A 24,335-nucleotide genomic window follows, 5' to 3' on the forward strand; every position below is an offset into this window, starting at 1 on the left:
GGGCCCGGAGAGGCCCCGGCTCCGGCCCTGCGGGCCTGGGAAGCCCCACCCTCGGCCTTGGGAGCCCGGAGAGCCCCGGCTTCGGCCCTGGCCCCCGGGAAGCCCCACCCCCGCCCTGCCGCGCCCGGGGGTCCCTCCCCGGCCCCGGCGGGCCCCGGGAGCCCGCCAGGCGCCGGACGACGCTCTCCCGCCGTGCCGGGGGCACGGCCCGGGCGAGCGCGAGCGCGGCCCGGTCCGGAAGGGGTGGTCTACGGGAGGCCGTCGAGTTCGATGGCGGCGCAGCGCCAGCGGAGGTCGCGGCCGCGTTCGAGGCGGAAGGCCATGGCGCGGACGCGGTCTCCGGTGGCGATGGTGGCGCAGGCTTCGACGGCTTCTCGGTGGCCGGGTTGGCGGGCGGTGCAGCGGCGCAGGACCGGGCGGGGGCCGGTCGAGCGGAGGGGGGTGCGGGGGGCGAGCCGCACCAGCTGTTCGTACGCCTCGCCGATGGTGAAGCCGAGCATCCAGTGCACCGGCCGCTCCCCGCTCAGCACGGCGAGCAGGCGCTCGGCGAACATCACGTGCGGCGGGAGCCAGTGCGCCGGGCCGGTGCCGGCCCGTCCGCGCGGTCCGGTGCCGGCCGGTCCGGCCGGTCGCCGGGGCGCGGAGCGCGGACGCCGCTGGGGGCGTGGGCGCGGCTGCTGGGTGTCCGTGTCCGTGGTCATGCGGGTCCCCGTTCGTCGCGTGGAGTCACCGTTCCGTACTCATCGGTAACTCTCTGTCGGGGATCTTGTACGGGCGGGGGAGCGGGCCCGGCAAGGGCGGCGGGGGTCCCGGCGGTCACGCAGCGCGATTCACCTATCCGGGTGGGGGCCGGGGCGGGCCTGGTTCCGGGCGCCCCCGCGGGCCGTGCCGCCCCGTCTCCGGCGCTGACGGACGGTGGTCCGCCGGTCGGGCCCCACCGCCCCCCGAAAGAGGACGCCGCACGTATCCTGAGGGCGATTCCGACGATGAAAGCGGCCTGCCATGCGTGTGTACGTACCCCTGACCCTCTCCGGGCTCGCACAGGCGTACAAGGGCGGTGAGCTGGGGCCCGGGCCCGTGGTGGCCTACGGCGTGACCCCGGCGCTGCGCGAGTGGTACGTGTCGGACGACATCGAGGAGCTGGAGTACGCGGCGCTGAACCGGGCCGCGGCGGCCTCCCTGCGGCTGATCGCGGGCGACCCGACGGCGGCCCGGCGCCGGGTGGTCGTGGCCGTGGACGTGGCCGACAAGGACGCCGTCGTCGACCCGGACCGGGGGCTCGACCCCGGGGCGCTCGGCGAGGTGCGGATCGCGCGGGCGGTGCCGATGGGCAAGGCGGCGGCGGTGCACGCCGACGCCGACGACGCCGAGGCGGACGTGGCCGCCGCGGCCGCCGCGCTCGGCGCGGCCGACCAGGGCGACGACGACGCCCAGTTCGTCGTGGACGGCGCCGAGGACCACGAGCTGCTCTGGTTCGGCGTGCAGGAGATCCCCGGCCTGCTCGGCTGACGGCGGAGGCGAGGGCGGAGGCGACGGCGGGGCGCGGGGGCCGCTCCGTGCGGCCGGTACCGTGGCTGTCCATGGGGAAGCACGGCATACACGGCAAGCATCTGGTCTGGGACTGGAACGGCACGCTGCTCGACGACATCGGCGCGGTCATCGGCGCCACCAACGCGGCCTTCGCCGAGCTCGGGCTCGAACAGATCACCCTGGAGCGGTACCGCGAGCTGTACACGGTGCCGGTCCCGAAGTTCTACGAGCGGCTCATGGGGCGGCTGCCCACCGACGACGAGTGGACGCTGATGGACGGCACCTTCCACCGGCACTACTGGCAGCGCGCCGACGCCTGCGGGCTCACCGAGGGCGCCGCGGAGCTGCTCGCCGCCCGTCGGGCCGCCGGCGCCACGCAGTCGCTGCTCTCCCTCGCGCCGCACGAGGAGCTGATCCCGCTCGTGCGGCGCCACGGCATCGCCGAGCACTTCGTCCGCATGGACGGGCGGGTCGGCAGCTCCACGGACGGCAAGTCGGGCCACATGGTCCGCCACCTGGCCGCCCTGGAGGTCCCGGCCGAGCGGGTCGTCGTCATCGGTGACGCCGCGGACGACGCCGTGGCGGCCCGGCACGTGGGCGCCAGGGCCGTCCTGTACACCGGCGGCTCCCACAGCCGTCGCAGCCTGGAGCGGGTCGGCGTGCCGGTCGTCGACTCCCTGGCCGAGGCCGTCGCGGTCGCCGAGGAGCTGGTCTAGCCGAGGAGCCGGCCCAGGGTCCGCGCGCCGTCGGCCCGCCCGGGCCGGCTCGCTACGGGCGGACGCCCGACTCCCGCAGCAGCTTCAGGAACTCCCGCATCCAGGACGGGTGGTCCGGCCAGGCGCGGGAGGAGACCAGCTTGCCGTCCACGACCGCCGCGGTGTCCTGGAAGCTCGCGCCGGCCGCCTGCATGTCGAGTTCGAGGGCCGGGTACGCCGTGACGCGGCGGCCGTCCAGGGAGCCGAGGGCGGCGGTCAGGAGCGGGCCGTGGCAGATCTGGGCGACCGGCTTGTCGGCGTCGAAGAAGGACTTGAGGATCTTGCGCAGCTCCGGGTCGTTGCGCAGGTACTCCGGCGCCCGGCCGCCCGGGATCACCACCGCCGCGTAGTCGCCCGGGTCGACCTCCGAGAAGGCCAGGTCGGCGGGCCACGTGTAGCCCGGCTTCTCCGTGTACGTGTCGTAGCCCGGCTCGAAGTCGTGGACCACGAAGCGGAGCTGCTTGCGGGAGGGGGCCGCGATGTCGACCTCGTACCCCTCTTCGAGCAGACGCTGGTAGGGGTACATCACCTCCAGCGACTCCGCCGCGTCCCCGGTCACGATCAAGATCTTCGCCATGGCGACTCCCCGGTCCGTCCAGATCCCTGATGTCGGTGTGTGCCCCGCAGAAACATTCGTCGCTGTCCACAGTGTCAAACTTCGCGCCCCTGTTTTGTACACATAAGGCTCATGACGGCCAGGGGGGCAACAGCGATAGGCTTTTCCCGTGATCAGCGCGATACGCCGTGGGGGCAGCGCAGCCCCCGGCATCCGCCCGGTTCGCCTCAGCGGCCGGGCCGACGGTGCGTTCGCGGAGGTCCCCGGTCCGGTGGCCGAGAAGCGCCCGGACATCTCTCATCGCGGCATAACGTCTCTTTCGACCGGTACCACCGCGTCGTGGCGTTGTGTCCTTTCTTCCACCGACGTCACGCAACGGCGCGCGACAGGAGTCAGAGGACATGCAGACCAAGCTGGACGAAGCCAAGGCCGAGCTGCTCGATCGGGCCGCCCGGGTAGCTGAGAACAGCCCGGTCGGGGGGCGACTTCCGACAGGGCCCGACGGGAAGCGTCCGGACCACGCGACCGTGCTCGACTACCTCCAGCGCTACTACCTGCACACCGCGCCCGAGGACCTGACGGACCGCGACCCCGTCGACGTCTTCGGCGCCGCGCTCTCGCACTACCGCCTCGCGGAGAACCGTCCGCAGGGCACCGCGAACGTCCGCGTGCACACCCCGACGGTCGAGGAGAACGGCTGGACCTGCAGCCACTCCGTCGTCGAGGTCGTCACCGACGACATGCCGTTCCTCGTCGACTCCGTCACCAACGAACTGTCCCGCCAGGGCCGCGGCATCCACGTGGTCATCCACCCGCAGGTGCTGGTCCGCCGCGACCTCACCGGTCGGCTCATCGAGGTGCTCGCCAAGGAGCCCGACCTCAAGGCCGGGGCCGAGCTGCCGCACGACGCGCTCGTCGAGTCCTGGATCCACGTCGAGATCGACCGCGAGACCGACAAGGCCGACCTCAAGCAGATCACCAGCGACCTGCTGCGCGTCCTCTCCGACGTCCGCGAGGCCGTCGAGGACTGGGAGAAGATGCGCGAGGCCGCGCTGCGCATCGCCGACGGCCTGGCCGACGAGCCCACCGCCTCCGACCTGCGCCCGACCGAGGTCGAGGAGGCCCGCGAGCTGCTCCGCTGGCTCTCCGAGGACCACTTCACCTTCCTCGGCTACCGCGAGTACGAGCTGGTCAACGGCGACGCCCTGGCCGCCGTCCCCGGCACCGGCCTCGGCATCCTGCGCTCCGACCCGCACCACAGCGGCGAGGACAACCACGCCCACCCGGTCTCCCCGTCCTTCAGCCGGCTGCCCGCCGACGCCCGCGCCAAGGCCCGCGAGCACAAGCTGCTGATCCTGACGAAGGCCAACAGCCGCGCGACCGTGCACCGCCCCTCGTACCTCGACTACGTGGGCGTGAAGAAGTTCGACGCCGAGGGCAACGTCATCGGCGAGCGCCGCTTCCTCGGCCTGTTCTCCTCCGCCGCGTACACCGAGTCCGTGCGCCGCGTCCCGGTCATCAAGCGCAAGGTCCAGGAGGTCCTGGAGGGCGCCGGCTTCTCGCCGAACAGCCACGACGGGCGCGACCTGCTCCAGATCCTGGAGACCTACCCGCGCGACGAGCTCTTCCAGACCCCGGTCGACGAGCTGCGCTCCATCGTCACCAGCGTGCTCTACCTGCAGGAGCGCCGCCGGCTGCGGCTCTACCTGCGCCAGGACGAGTACGGGCGCTACTACTCGGCCCTCGTCTACCTGCCGCGCGACCGCTACACCACCCGCGTCCGGCTGCGGATCATCGACATCCTCAAGGAGGAGCTGAACGGCGCCAGCGTCGACTTCACGGCCTGGAACACCGAGTCGATCCTCTCCCGGCTGCACTTCGTCATCCGCGTCGAGCCCGGCACCGTCCTCGCCAAGCTCACCGAGGCCGACGTCGACCGCATCGAGGCCCGGCTCGCCGACGCCACCCGCTCCTGGGCCGACGGCTTCGCCGAGGCCCTCAACGCCGAGTGCGGCGAGGAGCGCGCCGCCGAGCTGCTGCGCCGCTACGGCAACGCCTTCCCCGAGGGCTACAAGGCCGACCACTCGCCGCGCGCCGCCGTCGCCGACCTCCAGCACCTGGAGGCCCTGGCCGGCAGCGAGAAGGACTTCGCGCTCTCCCTCTACGAGCCGGTCACCTCCGGCACCGGCGAGCGCCGCTTCAAGATCTACAAGACCGGCGAGCAGATCTCCCTGTCCGCCGTCCTGCCGGTGCTCGCCCGCCTCGGCGTCGAGGTCACCGACGAGCGCCCCTACGAGCTGCGCTGCGCCGACCGCACCCACGCCTGGGTCTACGACTTCGGCCTGCGGATGCCCACGCCCACCGGCAACGGCGACTACCTCGGCGACGACGCCCGCGAGCGCTTCCAGGAGGCCTTCGCCGCCACCTGGACCGGCGAGGCCGAGAACGACGGCTTCAACGCGCTGGTCCTCTCCGCCGGGCTGACCTGGCGCGAGGCGATGGTGCTGCGCGCCTACGCCAAGTACCTGCGGCAGGCCGGCTCGACCTTCAGCCAGGACTACATGGAGGACACCCTCCGCAACAACGTCCACACCACCCGGCTGCTGGTCTCCCTCTTCGAGGCCCGGATGGCGCCCGAGCGCCAGCGCGCCGGCACCGAGCTGACCGACGGGCTCCTGGAGGAGCTGGACGGCGCCCTGGACCAGGTCGCCTCCCTCGACGAGGACCGCATCCTGCGTTCCTTCCTCACCGTCATCAAGGCCACCCTCCGCACCAACTTCTTCCAGAAGGCGGAGAACGGGCAGCCGCACCCGTACGTGTCGATGAAGTTCGACCCGCAGGCCATCCCGGACCTGCCGGCCCCGCGCCCGGCCTTCGAGATCTGGGTCTACTCGCCGCGCGTCGAGGGCGTCCACCTGCGCTTCGGCAAGGTCGCCCGCGGCGGTCTGCGCTGGTCCGACCGCCGCGAGGACTTCCGCACCGAGATCCTCGGCCTGGTCAAGGCGCAGATGGTGAAGAACACCGTCATCGTGCCGGTCGGCGCCAAGGGCGGCTTCGTCGCCAAGCAGCTCCCGGACCCGTCCGTGGACCGGGACGCCTGGCTGGCCGAGGGCATCGCCTCGTACAAGACCTTCATCTCGGCGCTGCTCGACATCACCGACAACCTGGTGGCCGGCGAGGTCGTGCCCCCGGCGGACGTGGTCCGCCACGACGAGGACGACACCTACCTGGTGGTCGCCGCCGACAAGGGCACCGCGACCTTCTCCGACATCGCCAACGGCGTGGCCCAGGACTACGGCTTCTGGCTGGGCGACGCCTTCGCCTCCGGCGGCTCCGCCGGCTACGACCACAAGGGCATGGGCATCACCGCCCGCGGCGCCTGGGAGTCGGTCAAGCGGCACTTCCGCGAGCTGGGCCACGACACCCAGACCGAGGACTTCACCGTGGTCGGCGTCGGCGACATGTCCGGCGACGTCTTCGGCAACGGCATGCTGCTCTCCGAGCACATCCGGCTCGTGGCGGCCTTCGACCACCGCCACATCTTCATCGACCCGAACCCGGACGCGGCCACCTCGTACGCCGAGCGCCGCCGGCTCTTCGAGCTGCCGCGCTCCTCCTGGGCGGACTACAACACCGAGCTGCTGTCCGCGGGCGGCGGCATCCACCCGCGCACCGCGAAGTCCATCCCGGTCAACGCGCAGATGCGGGCCGCCCTCGGCATCGAGGACGGGATCACCAAGCTGACCCCGGCCGAGCTGATGAAGGCGATCCTGCAGTCGCCCGTCGACCTGCTGTGGAACGGCGGCATCGGCACCTACGTGAAGTCCAGCGTCGAGTCGAACGCCGACGTCGGCGACAAGGCCAACGACGCCATCCGGGTCGACGGCCAGGACGTGCGCGCCAAGGTCATCGGCGAGGGCGGCAACCTCGGCGCGACCCAGCTGGGCCGCATCGAGTTCGCCCGCTCCGGCGGCCCCGAGGGCCTGGGCGGCAAGGTCAACACCGACGCCATCGACAACAGCGCCGGCGTGGACACTTCCGACCACGAGGTCAACATCAAGATCCTGCTCAACGGTCTGGTCGCCGAGGGCGACATGACCGTCAAGCAGCGCAACAAGATCCTCGCCGAGATGACGGACGAGGTCGGCGCGCTGGTGCTGCGCAACAACTACGCGCAGAACACCGCGCTGGCCAACGCCGTCGCCCAGTCGCCGTCCCTGCTGCACGCCCACCAGCGCTTCATGCGCCGGCTCGGCCGGGACGGGGCGCTCGACCGCTCGCTGGAGTTCCTGCCCAACGACCGGCAGATCCGCGAGCTGCTCAACAACGCCCGCGGCCTGACCCAGCCGGAGCTGGCCGTCCTGCTCGCCTACACCAAGATCACGGTGGCCGACGAGCTGATCGGCACCGAGCTGCCCGACGACCCGTACCTGCGCGGGCTGCTGCACGCCTACTTCCCGACGCAGCTGCGCGAGAAGTTCGGCGAGGCCGTGGACAACCACCCGCTGCGCCGCGAGATCGTCACCACGGTCCTGGTCAACGACACCGTGAACACCGGTGGCTCGACCTTCCTGCACCGTCTGCGGGAGGAGACCGGCGCGTCCATCGAGGAGATCGTGCGCGCGCAGACCGCGGCCCGCGCGATCTTCCGCCTGGGCGAGGTCTGGGACGCCGTGGAGGCCCTGGACAACCGGGTGGCCGCCGAGTTCCAGACCCGGATGCGCCTGCACTCGCGCCGGCTGGTCGAGCGCGGCACCCGCTGGCTGCTCAACAACCGGCCGCAGCCGCTCCAGATCGGCGAGACCATCGACTTCTTCGCGGAGCGGGTCGAGCAGGTCTGGGAGAAGCTGCCGCAGCTGCTGCGCGGCTCGGACCTGGAGTGGTACCAGTCGATCCTGGCGGAGCTGACCGGCGTCGGCGTCCCCGAGGAGCTGGCGCTGCGGGTGGCCGGGTTCTCCTCGGCCTTCCCGACGCTCGACATCGTGGCGATCGCGGACCGCACCGGCAAGGACCCGCTGGCGGTCGCCGAGGTCTACTACGACCTGGCCGACCGGCTGCGGATCTCCGACCTGATGGACCGGATCATCGAGCTGCCGCGCAACGACCGCTGGCAGTCCATGGCCCGCGCCTCCATCCGCGAGGACCTGTTCGCCGCGCACGCCGCGCTCACCGCGGACGTGCTCGCGGCCGGGAACGGCACCTCCACGCCGGAGGAGCGGTTCAAGGCCTGGGAGGAGAAGAACGCGGCGATCCTGGGCCGGGCGCGCACGACCCTGGAGGAGATCCAGGGCTCGGACGCCTTCGACCTGGCGAACCTCTCGGTCGCCATGCGGACGATGCGCACCCTGCTCCGTACGCACAGCTGAGCGCCGTACGACGCGGAACGCCCCCGCCGGTCCTCGTGACCGGTAGGGGCGTCCCCGTTCTCGCGCGTCCTTCGCGCGCGTAGGGCGCGGTTACGGGGTCACGGTGGCGCTCCACAGGCGGCGGGCGGCGAGCACGGCGGCGGCGAGGAGCAGGGCGTTGCGGACGGTCATGACGGCGAGGCCCGTCCAGGTGCCGGCGACGACGTCCTCGTAGAGCACGGGGTACGCCAGCGCGCTGAGCGCGGCGGCGGGCAGGAGCAGCAGGGCCACCGGGCGCATGACGGTGGCCCGGGAGGTCAGGCAGACGGCGGCCAGGCCGAGCAGCCAGATCAGGTACTGGGGGCTGATCACCCGGCTGGTGACGGTGAAGAGCAGGACGGCGGCGAGGGCCGCGTCCAGCGGGGTGGCCGGGTTCCAGCGGCGGGCCCGGACGCGCCAGAACACCAGCCACACGAAGGCGGCGGCGGTCAGGAACAGGGCCAGGTGCCCGACGGTGGAGACGTAGGGGCCGACGTACTCGAAGGCGCCGTAGCGGAACTCGACCCGCCCGGGCCACAGGCCGCCGGCCCGGGCGAGGGCGAGCCCGGTGCCGCCCAGGGACTCGATCTGCACGCCCCGGTCGCCCTGCTGGCGCAGGAAGCCGAGGGGCTCGGCGAAGAGCAGCGCCAGGGCGCCGAGCAGGGTGACGGCGGTGACGGCGGCGGCGGTCCAGGCCGCGCGGGTGGTGCGGCCGCGCGGGGTGCCGATCAGCGCGAGCGCGGGCCAGACCTTGACCAGGGCGCCGAGTCCGGCGAGCGCGCCGCCGATCCGGTGGGCGGCGGCGGGCCGGGCGGCGAGCGCGAGCAGGGCGAGCACGGCGAGGGCGGTGGTCTGCACGTCGTAGCGGGCGAGCGGGATGTGCAGGAGCAGCGGCAGGCCGAGGGCCCAGTACCAGGCGCCGTGGGTGAGCCGGGCGCGGTCGGCGTGGGCGAGCGCGACGGTGACGACGGCGTCGGCGAGCAGCGCGAGGGCGACGAAGGCCTGGAAGTAGCTGAGCCAGGGCAGGGCGCCGGGCGCCATGATGACCAGGCCGGCGCCCGGAGGGTACTGCCAGGTGACGTCGCCGGGCGGGAAGGTGCCCTGGGCGAACTGCCCGTACCAGTGCCGGTAGAGCAGGTACACCTCGCTGGCCACGCCGCCGATGCCGAGGCTGTCGCGGACCAGGAGCAGCAGCATCCCGGCCCGGGTCAGCAGCCAGACGGCGGCGAGGGCGAGCAGCGGGCCGCGGCCGACGGTCACGAAGGTGGCGGAGGTGAAGGTCTCGGACTCGAACGGGGAGCGGGTCAGCGCCGGGGGCGCGGGGCTGGTGCGGGCGGGGTCGGGGGAGGGCGGGCCGGTCGCCGGATCGGTCGTCACCCCACCGCACTGTAGTGCGCTTTATCCCTTTTGTTAGGTTTTTGCGGGCCGTCGGGGTGAGGTGTCCGTCCGCCGTTCGTAGGCCGCCACCACCTCCTTCGCCGGGCCGTCCATGAGCAGTTCGCCCGACTCCAGCCACAGCGCCCGGTCGCAGGTCTCGGTGATGGTCGTGTTCGAGTGGCTGACCAGGAAGACCGTGCCGGCCTCGGCGCGCAGTTCGTCGATCCGCTTCTGGCTGCGGCGCCGGAAGGCCGCGTCGCCGGTGGCGAGGGCCTCGTCGATGAGCAGCACGTCGTGGCTGCGGGCGGCGGCGATGGCGAAGCGGAGGCGTGCGCCCATGCCGGAGGAGTAGGTGCGCATCGGCAGGGAGACGAAGTCGCCCTTGTCGTTGATGCCGGAGAACTCGACGATGTCGGCGTACCGGGCGGTGATCTCCTTGCGGCTCATGCCCATGGCGAGCCCGCCGAGGATCACGTTCCGCTCGCCGGTCAGATCGCCCATGAGGGCCGCGTTCACTCCGAGCAGGGCGGGCCGGCCCCGGGTGTAGATCCGGCCGGCGCTGGTCGGCAGGAGCCCGGCGATCGCCTTCAGGAGGGTGGACTTCCCCGATCCGTTCGACCCGATCAGGCCGATCGCCTCGCCCCGGTACGCGGCGAAGCCGACGCCCTTGACCGCGTGCACCGTGCGCCGGCCGCGGGGGCCGCCGCGTTCGGTGTACGTGACGTGGACGCCGTCGGCGACGACGGTGGGCGTGCGCTGCTCGGGTCCCGGGTGCTCAGCCACGGCCATAGCTCTCCTCGGCCCTCCAGAAGTAGACGAAGCCACCCGCGAAGGCGAGCAGCGCCCAGCCGGCCGCGAGCGCCCACACGTGCGGGGGCAGCCGGTCGGCGGTGAAGCTCTCGACCAGGGCGAAGCGCATCAGGTCGATGTAGACGGCGGCCGGATTGGCCTGGAGCAGCAGCACCACCGCGTGCGGCAGGCCGCGGCCCCGGGTGACCCCGGCGATGGACCACATCACGCCCGAGGCGTACATCCAGGTGCGCAGCACGAAGGGCATCAGCTGCGCGATGTCCGGGGTGCGGGCCGCCAGACGGGCCGTCACCAGGGCGAGCCCGGTGCTGAACAGCGCCTGCAGGGCGAGCGCCGGCACCGCGAGCAGCCAGCTCGGGCGCGGGAACTCGCCGAAGCAGAAGAGCAGGACGACCAGCGCGCCCAGCGAGAAGAGCAGCTGCTGGAGCTGCTGGAGCGCGAGCGCCACGGGCAGGCTGGCGCGCGGGAAGTGCAGCGCCCGGACCAGGCCGAGGTTGCCGCTGATGGCGCGGGTGCCGGCCATCAGGGTCTGCGCGGTGAAGGTCCACACGAAGACGCCGGTGATGAGGAAGGGCACGTAGTCCGGGATGCCGTGCCGCACGTCCATGAGGACGCCGAAGATCGCGTAGTAGACGGCCGCGTTGAGCAGCGGGGTCATCACCTGCCAGATCTGGCCCAGCCGGGCCTGGCTGTACTGCGCGGTCAACCGGGCCGTCGCGAACGCGGTGATGAAGTCCCGCCGGGACCACAGCTGCCGCACGTAGGCGGGGAGGGAGGGGCGCGCGCCGCTCACGGTGAGCCCGTGGCGCAGCGCGAGGGCGCGCAGCTCCTCGGAGCTCGGTGGTGCCGGGGCGGGGCCCGGTGGGCGGTCGAGGGTGGGGGAGGTCGTCACGGCTTCGCCTTCGATGGAACGGGTCCGTATCGTCGCTACGTGGAGAGTAGGTCCTCATTACGTCGGAACGCAACCGTCTCGTCGTCACGTCATCCGGGCGTCGGCGCTGGATAGGATCGGCTCCATGACGTCATCCACCGGACCCTCGGGAACCCCTCGCCGCGCCCCCGCGGGAGCCGCCGTGCTCCGGGAGGACGTCACCGAGGCCATCCGCGCCGCCGTCTTCGAGGAACTGGCCGCGGTCGGCTTCGCCCGGATGTCCATCGAGGGCATCGCCCGCCGCGCCGGGGTCGGCAAGACCGCCGTCTACCGGCGCTGGAAGTCCAAGCTCGCGCTCGTCCTCGACCTGGTCGGCGCCGTCGCCGTCCAGGGCCTGCCCGCCCCGGCCACCGGCACGCTGCACGGCGACGTCCGCGCCCTCCTGGAGGTCGCCGCGCACGCGCTGCGGCACCCCGTGGCCTCCCAGGTCATCCCCGACCTCCTCGTCGAGGCCGCCCGGCACCCGGAGATCGCCGACACGCTGAAGGCCGTCCTGCTCGACCCGCAGCAGGGCGTCGTCGCCCAGGTCGTCCGCGCCGCCGTCGAGCGCGGCGAACTGCCGGCCGGGGCCGACCCGGACCGGGCGCTCGACCTGGTCCTCGGGCCGCTCTACTGGCGCCTGGTGGTGGTCCGCACCGAGCCGCCGCAGGGCTACCTCGACGACCTGGCGCGGTCGGCGGTGGCCGCGCTCACCGCGTAACACCCCTCAGGGGGAGGTCACTTGACCGCCCCGGCCATCACCCCGTTGACGAACTGCCGCTGGAACGCGAAGAAGACCAGCAGCGGGATCACCATCGACACGAACGCGCCCGGCGCCAGCACGTCCACGTTGTTGCCGAACTGCCGCACCTGCTGCTGCAGCGCCACCGTGATCGGCGGCGACTGCGCGTCCGCGAAGATCAGCGCCACCAGCATGTCGTTCCACACCCACAGGAACTGGAAGATGCCGAGCGAGGCGACCGCCGGGCCGCCCAGCGGCAGCACCACCCGGGTGAACAGGCGCAGCTCGCCCGCCCCGTCGAGCCGGGCGGCCTCCAGCAGCTCGCGCGGGATCTCCGCGAAGAAGTTGCGCAACAGGAAGATCGCGAAGGGCAGGCCGAAGGCCGTGTGGAACAGCACCACGCCCAGTGTCGTCTCGAAGATCCCCACCGCGCCGAACAGCTTCGACACCGGCACAAGCGCCACCTGCACCGGCACCACGAGCAGCGCCACGACCAGCAGGAACCACCAGTCCCGGCCCGGGAAGTCCAGCCACGCGAAGGCATAGCCGGCGAAGGCACCGATCACGATCACCAGCAGGGTGGCCGGGACGGTGATCAGCACCGTGGCGACCAGCGAGTCGGTGATGGCCTCGTTCGCGAGCAGCCCGCGGTAGTTCTCGGTGGTCAGCTGCGCCGGCGCCGTGAACACCTGCCACCAGCCGCTGGACGCGATGTCGGCGGGCGAGCGCAGCGAGGACAGCAGCAGCCCGACGGTCGGCAGCAGCCAGAACAGCGCGACCAGGACCAGCAGGACGCGCAGCGCGCCGCCCCCGGCGCGGGCGGCGATCCGCGCCGCCGGGGAGGTGCGGGGACGGACACCGCTCGTGCTGCTCATCGGCGGTTCTCCCTTCGCATGCGGCGGATGTTCACGGCCATCACCGGCAGCACGAGCAACAGCAGCACCACGGCGATCGCCGAGCCGACCCCGAGGTCCGCGTCCGTCCCGAACGACGAGCGGTAGAGCTGGAGCGCCAGCACGTTCGCGTCGTCCTGCGCGGAGCCCGGCGCGATGATGAAGACCAGGTCGAAGACCTTCAGGACGTTGATCATCAGGGTGACCAGGACGACGCCGAGCACCGGCGCCAGCAGCGGCACGGTGATCCGCCGGAACACCTGCCACTCGTTCGCCCCGTCGACCCGGGCCGCCTCCAGGACGTCCCGGGGCAGCCCCGCGAGCCCGGCGGCGATCAGCACCATCGCGAACCCGGCCCACATCCACACGTAACTGCCGATGATCGCCGGCGTGACGAGCCGCGGACCCAGCCACGAGACGCCGTTGTACTGCTCGCGGAAATTGCTCGCCGGCAGCCGCAGGACCGCCCCCTCGGCGGCGCCGTCCAGGGAGAAGCTCCCGTCGGCGGCGGCCGTCGCCCGGGCCACCACCCGCCCGTCCTTGACCGCCTCGATCCGCAGCCCGGCGAGCCCGAGCTCCTTCGGATCGACCGTGTTCGGCCGCCCGCCGCCGCCCCGGGTGAAGTCCAGCCAGGCGACGCCCTCGATCGTGTCCTTGACCCCCACCTCGGGGGTACGGGCCGGGCGGGCGCCCTCCGGCATCTGCGCCGGAGCCACCCCGACCAGCGGAAGCCGCGCCACCTCGCCCATGCGGACCGGGGACTTCGTCTCGTACGCCCCGCCGCCGGCCGCCTTCAGCGGGTGCACCGGCAGCGGGCGGGCCCGCGGGAAGACCGAGGCCTCGGCGAAGGTGTCGTGCACCCCGACCCAGACCGCGTTGGCGATCCCGCGGTCCGGGTCCTGCTCGTACACCAGCCGGAAGATGATCCCCGCGGCCAGCATCGAGATCGCCATCGGCATGAAGACGACCAGCTTGAACGCCGTGCCCCAGCGCACCCGCTCGGTGAGCACCGCGAAGACCAGGCCGAGCGCCGTCGCCACGGTCGGCGCCAGCACCACCCAGATCAGGTTGTTGCGCAGGGCGGTGCGCAGGGACTCGTCCGTGAACAGCGCCACGTAGTTGTCCAGGCCCGCGAAGGAGTCGCCGGACTTGTCGAAGAGCGAGCGCTGGACCGAGTACCCGATCGGGTAGACGACCAGCGCGCCGAGCAGCACGAGCGCCGGCAGCAGGAACAGCGCGGCGACGACGGTGTGCCGGGAGCGGGCCGACCGCGGGGCCCCGACCGGCTCGACGAGGCCGAGGGGCTCGGCGGGCGGCGTGGACGTGGTGGACCCGGTGGGCGTCTCCACGGCTCAGCCCCGGTACGCCTTGGCCGCCTCCGCCTCCAGGCGCGCCTGCGTCCCCGCCACGTCCTTCGGGTTCTTCAGGAAGTCCTGGAGCGCCTTCCACTCGCCCTTGCCGGGGGTGCCGCCGAAGGACTGCGGCATCTGGTCCGACATGTCGAAGCGGAAGGAGTCGCCCGCGCCGATGAGGGCCTTCGCGATGGTGCGCTGCACCTCGTTCGGGTAGGCGGCCGGGTCGAGCGCCTTGTTGGGTGACAGGAAGCCGCCCTCGGCCGCCCACACCCGGGCCGCGTCCGGCGAGGCGAGGAAGGTCAGCAGGGCCTGCGCGCCCTTGCCGTCCTTCAGCGCCACGGCCGCGTCGCCGCCGGTCACCACGGGGGCCGCGCCCTCGCCGACGGCCGGGAACGGGAACGCCTTCGCGTCCGTGCCGATCTTCGCGCCGGTCTCGGCGATGTTGACGGCCGAGAAGTCGCCCTCGAAGACCATGGCGGCCTTGGCCTGGTCGCCGCCCGTGAAGGTCTGCGTGACGGACACCGGGAACTCGGTCTGCAGCGCGCCGTTGGTGCCGCCGGCGATCAGGTTCGGCTTGCCGAACAGCTCGGCGAGCGTGGTGAGGGCCCGCGCCACGGACGGGTCGGTCCACTTGATCTCGTGCTTCGCCAGCCGGTCGTACTTCTCCGGGCCGGCCTGGGAGAGGTAGACGTTCTCGAACCAGTCGGTGAGCGTCCAGCCGTCCGCGCCGCCCACCGAGACGGGCGTGACGCCCGAGGCGGAGATCGTCTCCGCGGTGGCGAGGAAGTCCTTCCAGGTCTTCGGTTCGCTCGCGCCCGCGTTCTCGAAGGCGGCGGTGTTGTACCAGACCAGCGACTTGTTGGCGGCCTTGAAGTACACCCCGTACGCGGTGCCGTCGACCGCGCCCAGGTCCTGCCAGCCCTTCGAGTAGTTCGCCGCCAGCTGGGCCTTCGCCTCCGGCCCGAGCGGCTTCAGCCACTTCTGCGCGGCGGCCTGCTGGATCGCGCCCACCTGCGGCAGCATCGCCACGTCGGGCGGCGAGCCGCCGGCGATCTTCGTGCCGAGGAAGTTCACGATCGGGTCCTGGGCGGGCACGAAGGTCACGGTCGCGCCGGTGCGCTTCTCGAACTCCTTCAGGACCTTGGTGAAGTTCGCCTGTTCGGGTCCCGTCCACACGGCGGCGACCTCCAGCTTCTCGCCCTTCAGGGAGGGCAGCGCCACCCCCGGGCCGCTGGATCCGGGCGCGGCGCCCGCCGGTTCCTTCCCGCCGTCGCCGCCCCCACAGCCGGCCGCCGCGAGCACGGCGACCGCCGCCACCACGCCGAGTCGAAGAGTTCTGCCGTTACGCATCCGAGCCCCGCCTCTCCCGCGTTCTTCGGTCCCGTGCCCTCAGGTCTACGCGCGGCGCCGGAGCCCCGCAAGGCCGCCTTCGGGGCCGGACGGGGGATCGTGATGGGCTCGTGACGTGACGTCAAGTGGCGTACAGGGGCGGTGTGGAGGGGCGACGGGGGCGCGTCCGGAGGCTCAGGCGGGCGTCGGCGACACCAGCGGCGGCACCGGCGTCGCGTCCACGGAACGGGCCGCGCGGTCCAGGGCGCTGGCCAGCAGCGCCAGGTCCGTCGGGCCGTTGCCCAGCTCGCGGACCGGGCGGCGGGCCGGCGGATCGCCCATGCGCTCCCACTCCAGCGGCACCACCGTCGGGCGCTGCGTCGCCGTGCGCGGGATGCGGCCGGTGACCCGCCCGGTCTGGAACGGCGTCACCCGGCCGTCCGGGTGACCGAGCCGGCCGCGCCCCGGCCGCGGCTCCTCCGGACCGGGCGCCGCGGGCGGCGGGTCCAGGACGATCCGCAGCCGCGCGCCGTGCGCCAGCTCCGTGTCCACCGTGCGGTCCGGGCGCGCCGAGGCCGCCACCAGGTGCACCCCGAGCCGCGCCCCGTTGCGCGCGACCGCTTCCAGGGCCCGCACCACGGACCCGGCCGCCGGACGGCCGGGCGCGCCGAGCGCGGGCGCGACCAGCGCGTCGAAGTCGTCCACCAGGACCACCAGCCGCGGCAGCGCGCTCGCCCCTTCCGCGGGCGGCCCGCTGCGCACGGGGTCGGTCCGGCTGCTCGGCGTGTCCCCGAGCACCCCGTCGCCGGTCAGCCGCAGGGTGCGACTGCTGGGCCGGTCGCCGAGCAGGTCCGCGCCGGGCGGGGGCGTGCGGTCGGCGGGGGCGTGGCGGGGGAGGCGTCCGCTGGGCCGGTCGCCGAGCGGGTCGGCGCCCGGGGGAGGGGTGCGGTCGCCTGCGCCGGGGCGGGGGAGGCGTCCGCTCGGGCGGTCGCCGAGGAGGTCCGCGCCGGGCGGGGGCGTGCGGTAGGTGCCGGTGTCGGTCTGCTGGTCGTAGACCTCGCGGGGCGGGGTGCGGTGGCTGCGGCTGCTCGGGACGTCGCCGATGGCGCCGTCGGCGGAGACCCGCAGGGTGCGTCCGCTGGGCCGGTCGCCGAGCAGGTCGGAGCCCGGCGGCGGCGTGCGGTCGGCACCGCCCGTACGGGGCACGCGGCCGCCGCCCGGGGCGGACGGGTCCTGACCGGAGCGGGCGTCCGGGACCCGGGCGCCGGCCCGGCCGGCGGCCGGCGGCACGGACTCGGCCGGGCTCGGGGAACGCTGGCCGATCAGCCGGCCCGAGCGGCGGTCGGCGAAGTGGGTGTCGCCGAGGAGCTCGGCGCGGCGCTTCAGCTCGGCGCCCAGCGCCTGCGCGAACTCCCGCATCCGGACCGGGTCCGAGGCCACCAGGTGCTCGGTGACGTGCGGCAGCTCCGTGCACGCCGCGAGGCCCTCGCCGCGCTCGCCGCCCGCGCCGTCGACCAGGAGCAGGCCGAGGCGGTCGGGGCGGGCCCCGGCGGCGAGGGAGGCGGCCACGGCGCGCAGCAGCTCGGTGCGGCCGCTGCCCGCCGGGCCCTCGATGAGCAGGTGCGGGCCCTCCTGGGCGAGGTCGACGGCCACCGGGCCGTGCGGGCCCGCGCCCAGGACGGCGGTGCCGTCGGCGGAGGAGGCCCAGCGGGCCATCAGGGAGGCCGGGGTGGCCCGGGCGAGGCCCAGCTCGTCGAGGAGGCGGGCCGACAGGGGCAGCGCGGCGGCCGTCCGGCCGCCCGGCCCGGCGCCCGCGGCCGTCTCGGTGCGCAGCGGGGCGAGGGCCCGGCCGAAGCGCTCGGCCCAGGCCACGGACACCGCGTCGACCACGCCGACCGTGCCGTGCCCGGCGGCCCGGCCGCCCGCCGTGCGCAGCAGCCGCAGCGCGGTCGCCACGTCACCGCTGAGCAGGGCGGCCGCCCCGCACTCGCGGAAGGCCAGGGAGGCCGCGCAGGCCGTCTCGTAGGTGGCGGCGACCGGGGAGGCGGGGGAGGCGGCGGGGGCCTCGGCGAGACAGAGCAGATGGATGCCGGCGGCGGGGCCGGCCCCGGCGAGCCGGGCCGCCGTCTCGCGCAGCGCGGCGGAGCCCGGGTCGCCGTCGACGATCACGACCGTCGCCGGGCCCTCGTGGCGCGCGGCGGCCTCGGCCACGGCGGCCCGGTCGGCGCTGGGCCAGCCGGGGCCGAGCGGCCCGTCGTCGAGCCGCCGGGTGAGCTCGGTGAACCGGGCGTGCGCCTGGTCGCGGTCGTAGGCCAGCAGCAGCCGGCAGTCCTGGCCGTGCGCCGGGCGGGTGTGCGGCAACCAGCCGAGCCAGGCCCAGTCCCGGCGCCGCTCCTCCAGCGGGCGGTTGCGGTCGGCGGAGACCAGGACGATCTCCAGGTCGGCGGGGGAGTGCAGGGCGGCCAGCTGGGCGACCACGGAGCGGGCCAGGCCGCCGAGCCGGGGCGCGGGCCCGGCGAGGCCGAGCGAGCCGGCCTCGCGCAGCCCGACGGTGACCGGCACCCCGGACAGCTCGGCGCGGTCGGTGGTGCCGAGCCGGACCACCAGGGCCTCGGGGTGGCCGGCGTCCCGCTCCCACAGGCGCGGCCCGGGGCCGAGGGCGGTGAGCAGGATCGCGGCCGGGTCGGGCCAGCTGTCGGGCGCGGGCAGGGCGGCGCCGCTCCCGCCGGGCGCCTCGCCGGCGGGCGGGCCGCCGGCGAAGGCGGGCACCGGGGCCACCCCGTACTCGCCGTCCCGGTCCTCGTCCCGGCCGCCCGCGAGCCGCCGGGCCCAGGCGCCGAGGCCGCGGCGGCGGGTGGGCCGGGTCCTGCCGTGGGCCGCGACCTCGCCGTCGGACCCGGTGGGGTCCGCCACGCGCGCGTGGCCGTGGCCCTCGTCCTCGCGCGCGCCCGGGAAGCCGCCGGGCCCGTGCTCGCCGGGCGGCACGTGCGCGTACGGCGCGGGGCCCGCGGCCGGCTCGTCGGCGCCGCCCGCCGGGGCCGGGGCGGCTTCCGGCGCGGCCTCCCGGGGGCGCAGGCCCACCCGCAGATGGCCCTCGCCGTCGGGGACGACCGGCAGCCGCAGCTCGTCCGCGCCGGGGTCGGCGCCGCCCTCCGCACCCGGGCCCGCGCCCGTACCGCCCGTGAGGCGCAGCGCGGACTCGCCGACCCGCAGGACGCCGCCGGGCGGGAAGCGGACCGGGCGGGGGCCGACCGGCGCGCCGTCGAGGGTCGTGCCGTTGGTGGAGCCCCGGTCGGTGACCGTGATCCGGCCGTCCGGGCCGACCGTGACCGTGCAGTGCACCCGGGAGACGTCCGGGTCGTCGAGCGGCACGTCCGCGTCCACAGAACGGCCGATTCCGATCGCTCCGCCGTTCGCCCCGCCGTGCAGCAGGTGGACGCCGCCGGCGTCGGGGCCCGCGACCACGTGCAGCCGGGCCGGGGCGCCCTCGCCCATGACCTCGCCCGGGCCGGGCACCTGGAGGGACAGCACCGCCCCGTCGACCAGCGGCGGCTCGCCGAGCAGACAGCGGCGGGGGTCGAGCCGGCGCTCGCCCGCGTACAGCACGGTGGTGCCGGAGGAGGAGGTGTCGGGGCCGGCGACGGCCGCGGCCAGCGAGGAGGCCACGGCGGCCAGCTCGGTCCCCGCGGGCGCGGTGACGAGCACGTCGCAGGCGCGCCCCGCGCCGTGGCCGGCGTGCGGCGCGAGGACGGTCAGCCGGATCTGCATCGCCGTCAGCGGTCCCTTCTGCGCGGCGCGCCCGGCAGGGGACAGGACCGCTCGCTCCCCCCACCCGGCGCGGACGCGTCGTCCGGTACAGGTCGGCACGGGGCCGGGGCTCCCGACCCCGACACGACGTGCTGTACGCATCCTCGCACCTGCCACTGACAACCCGCCCCCGGGTCGCCTCGAAGTGATCTTGTTCGGTCGCCGATGGACGCTATTTCGCCTGGTTGCGCATGGCTCGCGGCACATGCGGCAACCCCGGCCGGGTTCCGGGCGTCCTCTCCTCCGACGCGTTCCGGACCGGATTCGGACAGGCACGGCACCGGAATCGGCCGTCCTGTGGACGGTCGATGACACGTTCGGCGGCACCGGAGAGGCCCTAAAGTGGGTCGGACACCCGGACGGGTCACAGAACACACAGGGACCCCGGGGACACTCCGACGACGACACCCCAGGACCACGATCAGCAGGGAGCGCGTGACGTGCGGCCTATCGGCAGCAAGTACCTGCTCGAGGAGCCGCTCGGCCGCGGCGCCACGGGCACCGTCTGGCGAGCCCGCCAGCGGGAGACCGCCGGCGCCGAGGCGGCGGTGGCGGGCCAGCCCGGCGAGACCGTCGCGATCAAGGTCCTCAAGGAGGAGCTGGCCAACGACGCGGACATCGTGATGCGCTTCCTGCGCGAGCGGTCCGTGCTGCTCCGGCTCACCCACCCCAACATCGTGCGCACCCGCGACCTGGTCGTGGAGGGCGACGTCCTCGCCCTCGTCATGGACCTCGTCGAGGGCCCCGACCTGCACCGCTACATCCGCGAGAACGGCCCGCTCACCCCGGTCGCCGCCGCGCTGCTCACCGCCCAGATCGCCGACGCGCTCGCCGCCAGCCACGCCGACGGCGTCGTGCACCGCGACCTCAAGCCGGCCAACGTGCTGCTCGCCGAGCAGGACGGCGGCATGCACCCGATGCTCACCGACTTCGGCATCGCGCGGCTCGCCGACTCCCCGGGCCTGACCCGCACCCACGAGTTCGTCGGCACGCCCGCGTACGTCGCGCCGGAGTCCGCCGAGGGCCGCCCGCAGACCTCCGCCGTCGACATCTACGGCGCCGGCATCCTGCTCTACGAGCTGGTCACCGGCCGCCCGCCGTTCGCCGGGGGCACCGCCCTCGAAGTGCTGCACCGGCACCTCAGCGAGGAGCCGCGCCGCCCGTCCACCGTCCCGGGCCCGCTGTGGACGGTGATAGAGCGCTGCCTGAGCAAGGAGCCGGAGCGCCGGCCCAGCGCCGAGAACCTGGCCCGCGGCCTGCGCACCGTCGCCGCCGGCATCGGCGTGCACGCCTCGCCCGCCCAGATCGAGGCCGCCGAGGGCGTCGGCGCGCTGCTCGCCCCCGACCCGGCGCCCGCGCCGGTCCCCGAGACCCCGGGCGTCGACCCGGCCGGCGCCACGCAGGTGCTGCCGAGCGGTTCGGCCGCCCCGGCCGGCGCCGGTGCCTACGACCCGGCCGCGCCGACCAGCGTGCTGCCGACCAGCGGCCCGCAGGGCGCCGCCGACCCGACCGCGGTGATGCCCCCCGTACCCCCGCAGGACCCGCCCGGCCCGCGCCCGGAGGACCCGCACCCCTGGCAGACCCAGCTGGGCGCGCTGCGCGACCGCAACGAGCAGACCCAGGTGCAGTACCTCGACCCGAGCGAGGACCCGCTGCGCCGCCGCCCGCAGCGCCGGGCCCAGCCGCAGCCCCCGCAGGGCCAGGGGCAGGGTTACGGGCAGGGCCAGGGGTACGGGCAGCCGGCACCGCAGGCGTACCAGCGGCCGCAGGGGCCCCCGCCGGGCTACCCGCAGCCCCAGCAGCCGCCCCAGCCGCAGCAGTACGCCCCGCAGCCGCCGCCCCGGCAGTACGCGCCCCAGCCCCAGCAGCAGTACACGCCGCCGCAGCCGCCCCCGCAGGCCCCCGCGCCCGCCCCGGCGCCGCGCGAGCCGCGCCCGCCGCGGCAGCGCAGCGCCAACCCCATGCGCATCCCGGGCCTCGGCTGCCTCAAGGGCTGCCTGTTCACGATCGTCCTCTTCGTGGTCGCCGGCTGGCTGATCTGGGAGCTCACCCCGCTCCAGGACTGGGTCGCCCAGGGCAAGGGCTACTGGGAGACCATCGGCGACGCGATCAGCTCCTTCACCGACTGGGTCTCCTCGCTCGGCGACACCGCGAGCGGCTCGGGCAGCACCGGTGCTACCGGCGGTACGGGCCAGTAAGGGCGACCCGTTCTGTCGCTTTGTCGACTTCCGAGGGGTGATTTCCCCTCGGAAGTGCCGGTCGGTGCCCTCGGCCGCGTAACTTTGACGCGAACTCGCAGCCGCTGAGGGAGCAGTCTTGGCACGGAATATCGGCAGCCGCTACACGGCCCACCAGATCCTCGGGCGGGGCAGCGCCGGCACGGTGTGGCTCGGCGAGGGCCCCGAGGGCCCCGTCGCCATCAAGCTGCTGCGCGAGGACCTCGCCTCCGACCAGGAACTCGTCGGCCGCTTCGTCCAGGAGCGCACCGCGCTGCTCGGGCTCGACCACCCGCACGTCGTCTCCGTCCGCGACCTCGTCGTCGACGGCAACGACCTCGCGCTCGTCATGGACCTGGTCCGCGGCACCGACCTGCGCACCCGCCTGGACCGCGAGCGCCGGCTCGCCCCCGAGGCCGCCGTCGCGATCATCGCCGACGTCGCCGACGGCCTCGCCGCCGCCCACAAGGCCGGCGTGGTCCACCGGGACGTCAAGCCCGAGAACATCCTGCTCGACATGGAGGGCCCGCTCGGCCCCGGCGGCGCCCACCCCGCCCTCCTCACCGACTTCGGCGTCGCCAAGCTCATCGACACCCCCGGCCGCACCAAGGCCACCCGGATCATCGGCACCCCCGACTACCTCGCCCCCGAGATCGTCGAGGGCCTGCCGCCCCGCGCCGCCGTCGACATCTACGCCCTCGCGACCGTGCTGTACGAGCTGCTGGCCGGGTTCACCCCGTTCGGCGGCGGCCACCCCGGCGCCGTACTGCGCCGCCACGTCACCGAGACCGTCGTCCCGCTCCCCGGCATCCCCGAGGAGCTGTGGCAGCTGATCGTCCAGTGCCTCGCCAAGGCGCCGGCCTCCCGGCTGCGCGCCTCCGAGCTGGGCAGCCGGCTGCGCGACGTGCTGCCGATGCTCAAGGGCATCCCGCCGCTGGACGTGGACGAACCGGACGCGGACCCCGTGACGGAGCCCGAGGCGGACCCGTACCCGACGAACGGCGGCGCCGGCGGCGGCGAGCCCGCCCCCCGCCGCGCCGCCGTCCCCCTGGTGCCGGGCGCCTCCCCCGACTCCAACCGCGACACCCACACCTCCATGCGGGTGCCCGGCCCCGACGAGCTCTCCGGCGGCCCCCTCGGCACCGCCCGCGCCCCGCGCCCGGCCGGCGCCCGCCGCCCCGGCTCGGCCCGCCACAAGGCGGACGCGGTCCGCAAGCGCCGGATCACCCTCGCCGTGGCCGCGGTCGTCCTCGCCGGCGCGCTGGGCACCGGCGCCTACCTGGCCGCCTCGGGCGGCGAGGAGGCCCCGCCGCAGGACTCGAAGCAGTCGCAGCAGCCGTGAGCGCGTAGCGGAGTCCGGGTCGGGGCGCGGAGCCGTTACGCTGGACGCGTGGCAGTCGTCGATGTATCCGAAGAGCTGAAGTCCCTCTCCTCGACCATGGGGTCGATCGAGGCCGTCCTGGACCTCGAGAAGATGAGGGCAGACATCGCCGTGCTCGAAGAGCAGGCCGCGGCCCCGTCCCTGTGGGACGACCCGGAGGCGGCGCAGAAGATCACGAGCCGGCTCTCGCGCCTCCAGGCCGAGGTCCGCAAGACCGAGGCGCTGCGCGGCCGCATCGACGACCTCGCGGTCCTCTTCGAGCTGGCCGAGGAGATGGACGACCCGGACACCCGGGCCGAGGCCGAGACCGAGCTCACGGCCGTCCGCAAGGCCCTGGACGAGATGGAGGTCCGCACCCTCCTCTCCGGCGAGTACGACGAGCGCGAGGCGCTGGTCAACATCCGCGCGGAGGCCGGCGGCGTGGACGCCTCCGACTTCGCCGAGCGCCTCCAGCGCATGTACCTGCGCTGGGCCGAGCGCCACGGCTACCCGACGGAGATCTACGAGACCTCGTACGCGGAAGAGGCCGGCATCAAGTCGACCACCTTCGTGGTCAAGGCCCCCTACGCCTACGGCACCCTCTCCGTCGAGCAGGGCACCCACCGCCTGGTGCGCATCTCGCCCTTCGACAACCAGGGCCGCCGCCAGACGTCCTTCGCGGGCGTCGAGGTGCTCCCGGTCGTCGAGCAGTCCGACCACGTGGACATCGAGGAGTCGGACCTCCGCATCGACGTCTACCGCGCCTCCGGCCCCGGCGGCCAGGGCGTCAACACCACCGACTCGGCGGTGCGCATCACGCACATCCCGACCGGCATCGTGGTCTCCTGCCAGAACGAGCGCTCCCAGATCCAGAACAAGGCGAGCGCGATGAACGTCCTCCAGGCCAAGCTCCTGGAGCGCCAGCGCCAGGAGGAGCGCGCCAAGATGGACGCCCTCAAGGGCGACGGCGGCAGCTCCTGGGGCAACCAGATGCGTTCGTACGTGCTGCACCCCTACCAGATGGTCAAGGACCTCCGCACCGAGTTCGAGGTCGGCAACCCGCAGTCCGTCCTGGACGGCGAGATCGACGGCTTCCTGGAGGCGGGCATCCGCTGGCGCAAGCAGCAGGAGCAGACCGCGTAACTCCGGCGCCCCGCGCCTCGTGTCGTACGACGGCCCCGGCCCACCGACGGTGGTGGCCGGGGCCGTCGGCGTCTCCGGGGCCGGCCCCGAGCGACTTCGCGGGCGCAAGCGCCGAGTTGGCGGTTCTGGCGCTTTGTCGACATGAGAACTGGTCCGGCGGGGCCGGGA

The 24,335-nt window shown here is 74.4% G+C and carries 16 protein-coding genes; 7 read left to right on the top strand and 9 right to left on the bottom strand.

Going from position 1 to position 24,335, the window contains the following annotated elements:
* Positions 1-248 precede the first annotated feature (248 nt).
* A complete protein-coding gene (locus ACIGW2_RS22830; protein WP_391655756.1) occupies positions 249-701 on the bottom strand; it encodes an Rv3235 family protein in 453 nt (150 codons plus the stop codon).
* A 301-nt stretch (positions 702-1,002) separates the two neighbouring features.
* Here ACIGW2_RS22830 and ACIGW2_RS22835 point away from each other — a divergent pair, with 301 nt between their 5' ends.
* Both ACIGW2_RS22835 and ACIGW2_RS22840 read left to right on the top strand, forming a co-directional pair.
* Entirely contained in the window at positions 1,003-1,509 is a 507-nt protein-coding gene (locus ACIGW2_RS22835) for a DUF6912 family protein (protein ID WP_361582936.1), read from the top strand.
* Positions 1,510-1,580: 71 nt separating this feature from the next.
* Positions 1,581-2,246 carry an HAD hydrolase-like protein gene (locus ACIGW2_RS22840; RefSeq protein ID WP_361582939.1) on the top strand — a complete coding sequence of 222 codons (666 nt, stop codon included), beginning with the start codon at positions 1,581-1,583 and terminating at the stop codon, positions 2,244-2,246.
* 52 nt (positions 2,247-2,298) lie between these two features.
* Here the strand turns inward: ACIGW2_RS22840 and ACIGW2_RS22845 are convergent, their stop codons facing one another.
* On the bottom strand, positions 2,299-2,862 hold the full coding sequence (locus tag ACIGW2_RS22845; RefSeq protein ID WP_361582942.1) for a DJ-1/PfpI family protein: 564 nt from the start codon (positions 2,860-2,862) through the stop codon (positions 2,299-2,301).
* A 380-nt stretch (positions 2,863-3,242) separates the two neighbouring features.
* On the opposite strand from ACIGW2_RS22845, the gene ACIGW2_RS22850 reads away from it, so the two are divergent.
* On the top strand, positions 3,243-8,207 hold the full coding sequence (locus ACIGW2_RS22850; protein ID WP_391655755.1) for an NAD-glutamate dehydrogenase: 4,965 nt from the start codon (positions 3,243-3,245) through the stop codon (positions 8,205-8,207).
* Positions 8,208-8,297: 90 nt separating this feature from the next.
* Here the strand turns inward: ACIGW2_RS22850 and ACIGW2_RS22855 are convergent, their stop codons facing one another.
* The 3 genes from ACIGW2_RS22855 to ACIGW2_RS22865 are packed head-to-tail and all read right to left on the bottom strand — an operon-like array spanning position 8,298 to position 11,304.
* The gene (locus tag ACIGW2_RS22855) at positions 8,298-9,602 is read right to left on the bottom strand and encodes a glycosyltransferase 87 family protein (protein ID WP_399845428.1); all 1,305 of its coding nucleotides are present in this window, start codon (positions 9,600-9,602) and stop codon (positions 8,298-8,300) included.
* Positions 9,603-9,635: 33 nt separating this feature from the next.
* Positions 9,636-10,391 carry an ABC transporter ATP-binding protein gene (locus tag ACIGW2_RS22860; RefSeq protein WP_399845430.1) on the bottom strand — a complete coding sequence of 252 codons (756 nt, stop codon included), beginning with the start codon at positions 10,389-10,391 and terminating at the stop codon, positions 9,636-9,638.
* Complete coding sequence (locus tag ACIGW2_RS22865; RefSeq protein ID WP_391655752.1) at positions 10,378-11,304, bottom strand: ABC transporter permease; 927 nt, start codon at positions 11,302-11,304, stop codon at positions 10,378-10,380. The genes ACIGW2_RS22860 and ACIGW2_RS22865 overlap by 14 nt, the downstream gene beginning before the upstream one ends.
* Positions 11,305-11,428: 124 nt before the next feature.
* On the opposite strand from ACIGW2_RS22865, the gene ACIGW2_RS22870 reads away from it, so the two are divergent.
* The gene (locus tag ACIGW2_RS22870; protein WP_399845433.1) at positions 11,429-12,043 is read left to right on the top strand and encodes a TetR/AcrR family transcriptional regulator; all 615 of its coding nucleotides are present in this window, start codon (positions 11,429-11,431) and stop codon (positions 12,041-12,043) included.
* Positions 12,044-12,060: 17 nt separating this feature from the next.
* Here the strand turns inward: ACIGW2_RS22870 and ACIGW2_RS22875 are convergent, their stop codons facing one another.
* The 4 genes from ACIGW2_RS22875 to ACIGW2_RS22890 all read right to left on the bottom strand — a co-directional run bounded on the left by ACIGW2_RS22875 (position 12,061) and on the right by ACIGW2_RS22890 (position 19,409).
* Positions 12,061-12,939, bottom strand: coding sequence for a carbohydrate ABC transporter permease (locus ACIGW2_RS22875; protein WP_391655750.1), 879 nt, complete (start codon positions 12,937-12,939; stop codon positions 12,061-12,063).
* Positions 12,936-14,306, bottom strand: coding sequence for a carbohydrate ABC transporter permease (locus ACIGW2_RS22880; RefSeq protein ID WP_399845435.1), 1,371 nt, complete (start codon positions 14,304-14,306; stop codon positions 12,936-12,938). The genes ACIGW2_RS22875 and ACIGW2_RS22880 overlap by 4 nt, the downstream gene beginning before the upstream one ends.
* A gap of 3 nt (positions 14,307-14,309) precedes the next feature.
* Positions 14,310-15,662, bottom strand: a complete 1,353-nt coding sequence (locus ACIGW2_RS22885; protein WP_391655748.1) for an ABC transporter substrate-binding protein — start codon at positions 15,660-15,662, stop codon at positions 14,310-14,312.
* A gap of 174 nt (positions 15,663-15,836) precedes the next feature.
* Positions 15,837-19,409, bottom strand: coding sequence for an FtsK/SpoIIIE domain-containing protein (locus ACIGW2_RS22890; protein WP_399845438.1), 3,573 nt, complete (start codon positions 19,407-19,409; stop codon positions 15,837-15,839).
* A 479-nt stretch (positions 19,410-19,888) separates the two neighbouring features.
* Here ACIGW2_RS22890 and ACIGW2_RS22895 point away from each other — a divergent pair, with 479 nt between their 5' ends.
* The 3 genes from ACIGW2_RS22895 (at position 19,889) to prfB (ending at position 24,167) form a co-directional block, all read left to right on the top strand.
* Positions 19,889-21,646, top strand: a complete 1,758-nt coding sequence (locus tag ACIGW2_RS22895) for a serine/threonine-protein kinase (RefSeq protein WP_391655746.1) — start codon at positions 19,889-19,891, stop codon at positions 21,644-21,646.
* 118 nt (positions 21,647-21,764) lie between these two features.
* Positions 21,765-23,006 (top strand): serine/threonine-protein kinase, encoded by a 1,242-nt coding sequence (locus ACIGW2_RS22900; protein WP_361582962.1) that lies wholly within the window; start codon positions 21,765-21,767, stop codon positions 23,004-23,006.
* A gap of 48 nt (positions 23,007-23,054) precedes the next feature.
* Positions 23,055-24,167, top strand: coding sequence for a peptide chain release factor 2 (gene prfB / locus ACIGW2_RS22905; RefSeq protein WP_356067026.1), 1,113 nt, complete (start codon positions 23,055-23,057; stop codon positions 24,165-24,167).
* Positions 24,168-24,335 lie beyond the last annotated feature (168 nt).

This window comes from Streptomyces sp. NPDC053541 (genome assembly GCF_044544705.1).
Taxonomy (GTDB): Bacteria; Actinomycetota; Actinomycetes; order Streptomycetales; family Streptomycetaceae; genus Streptomyces.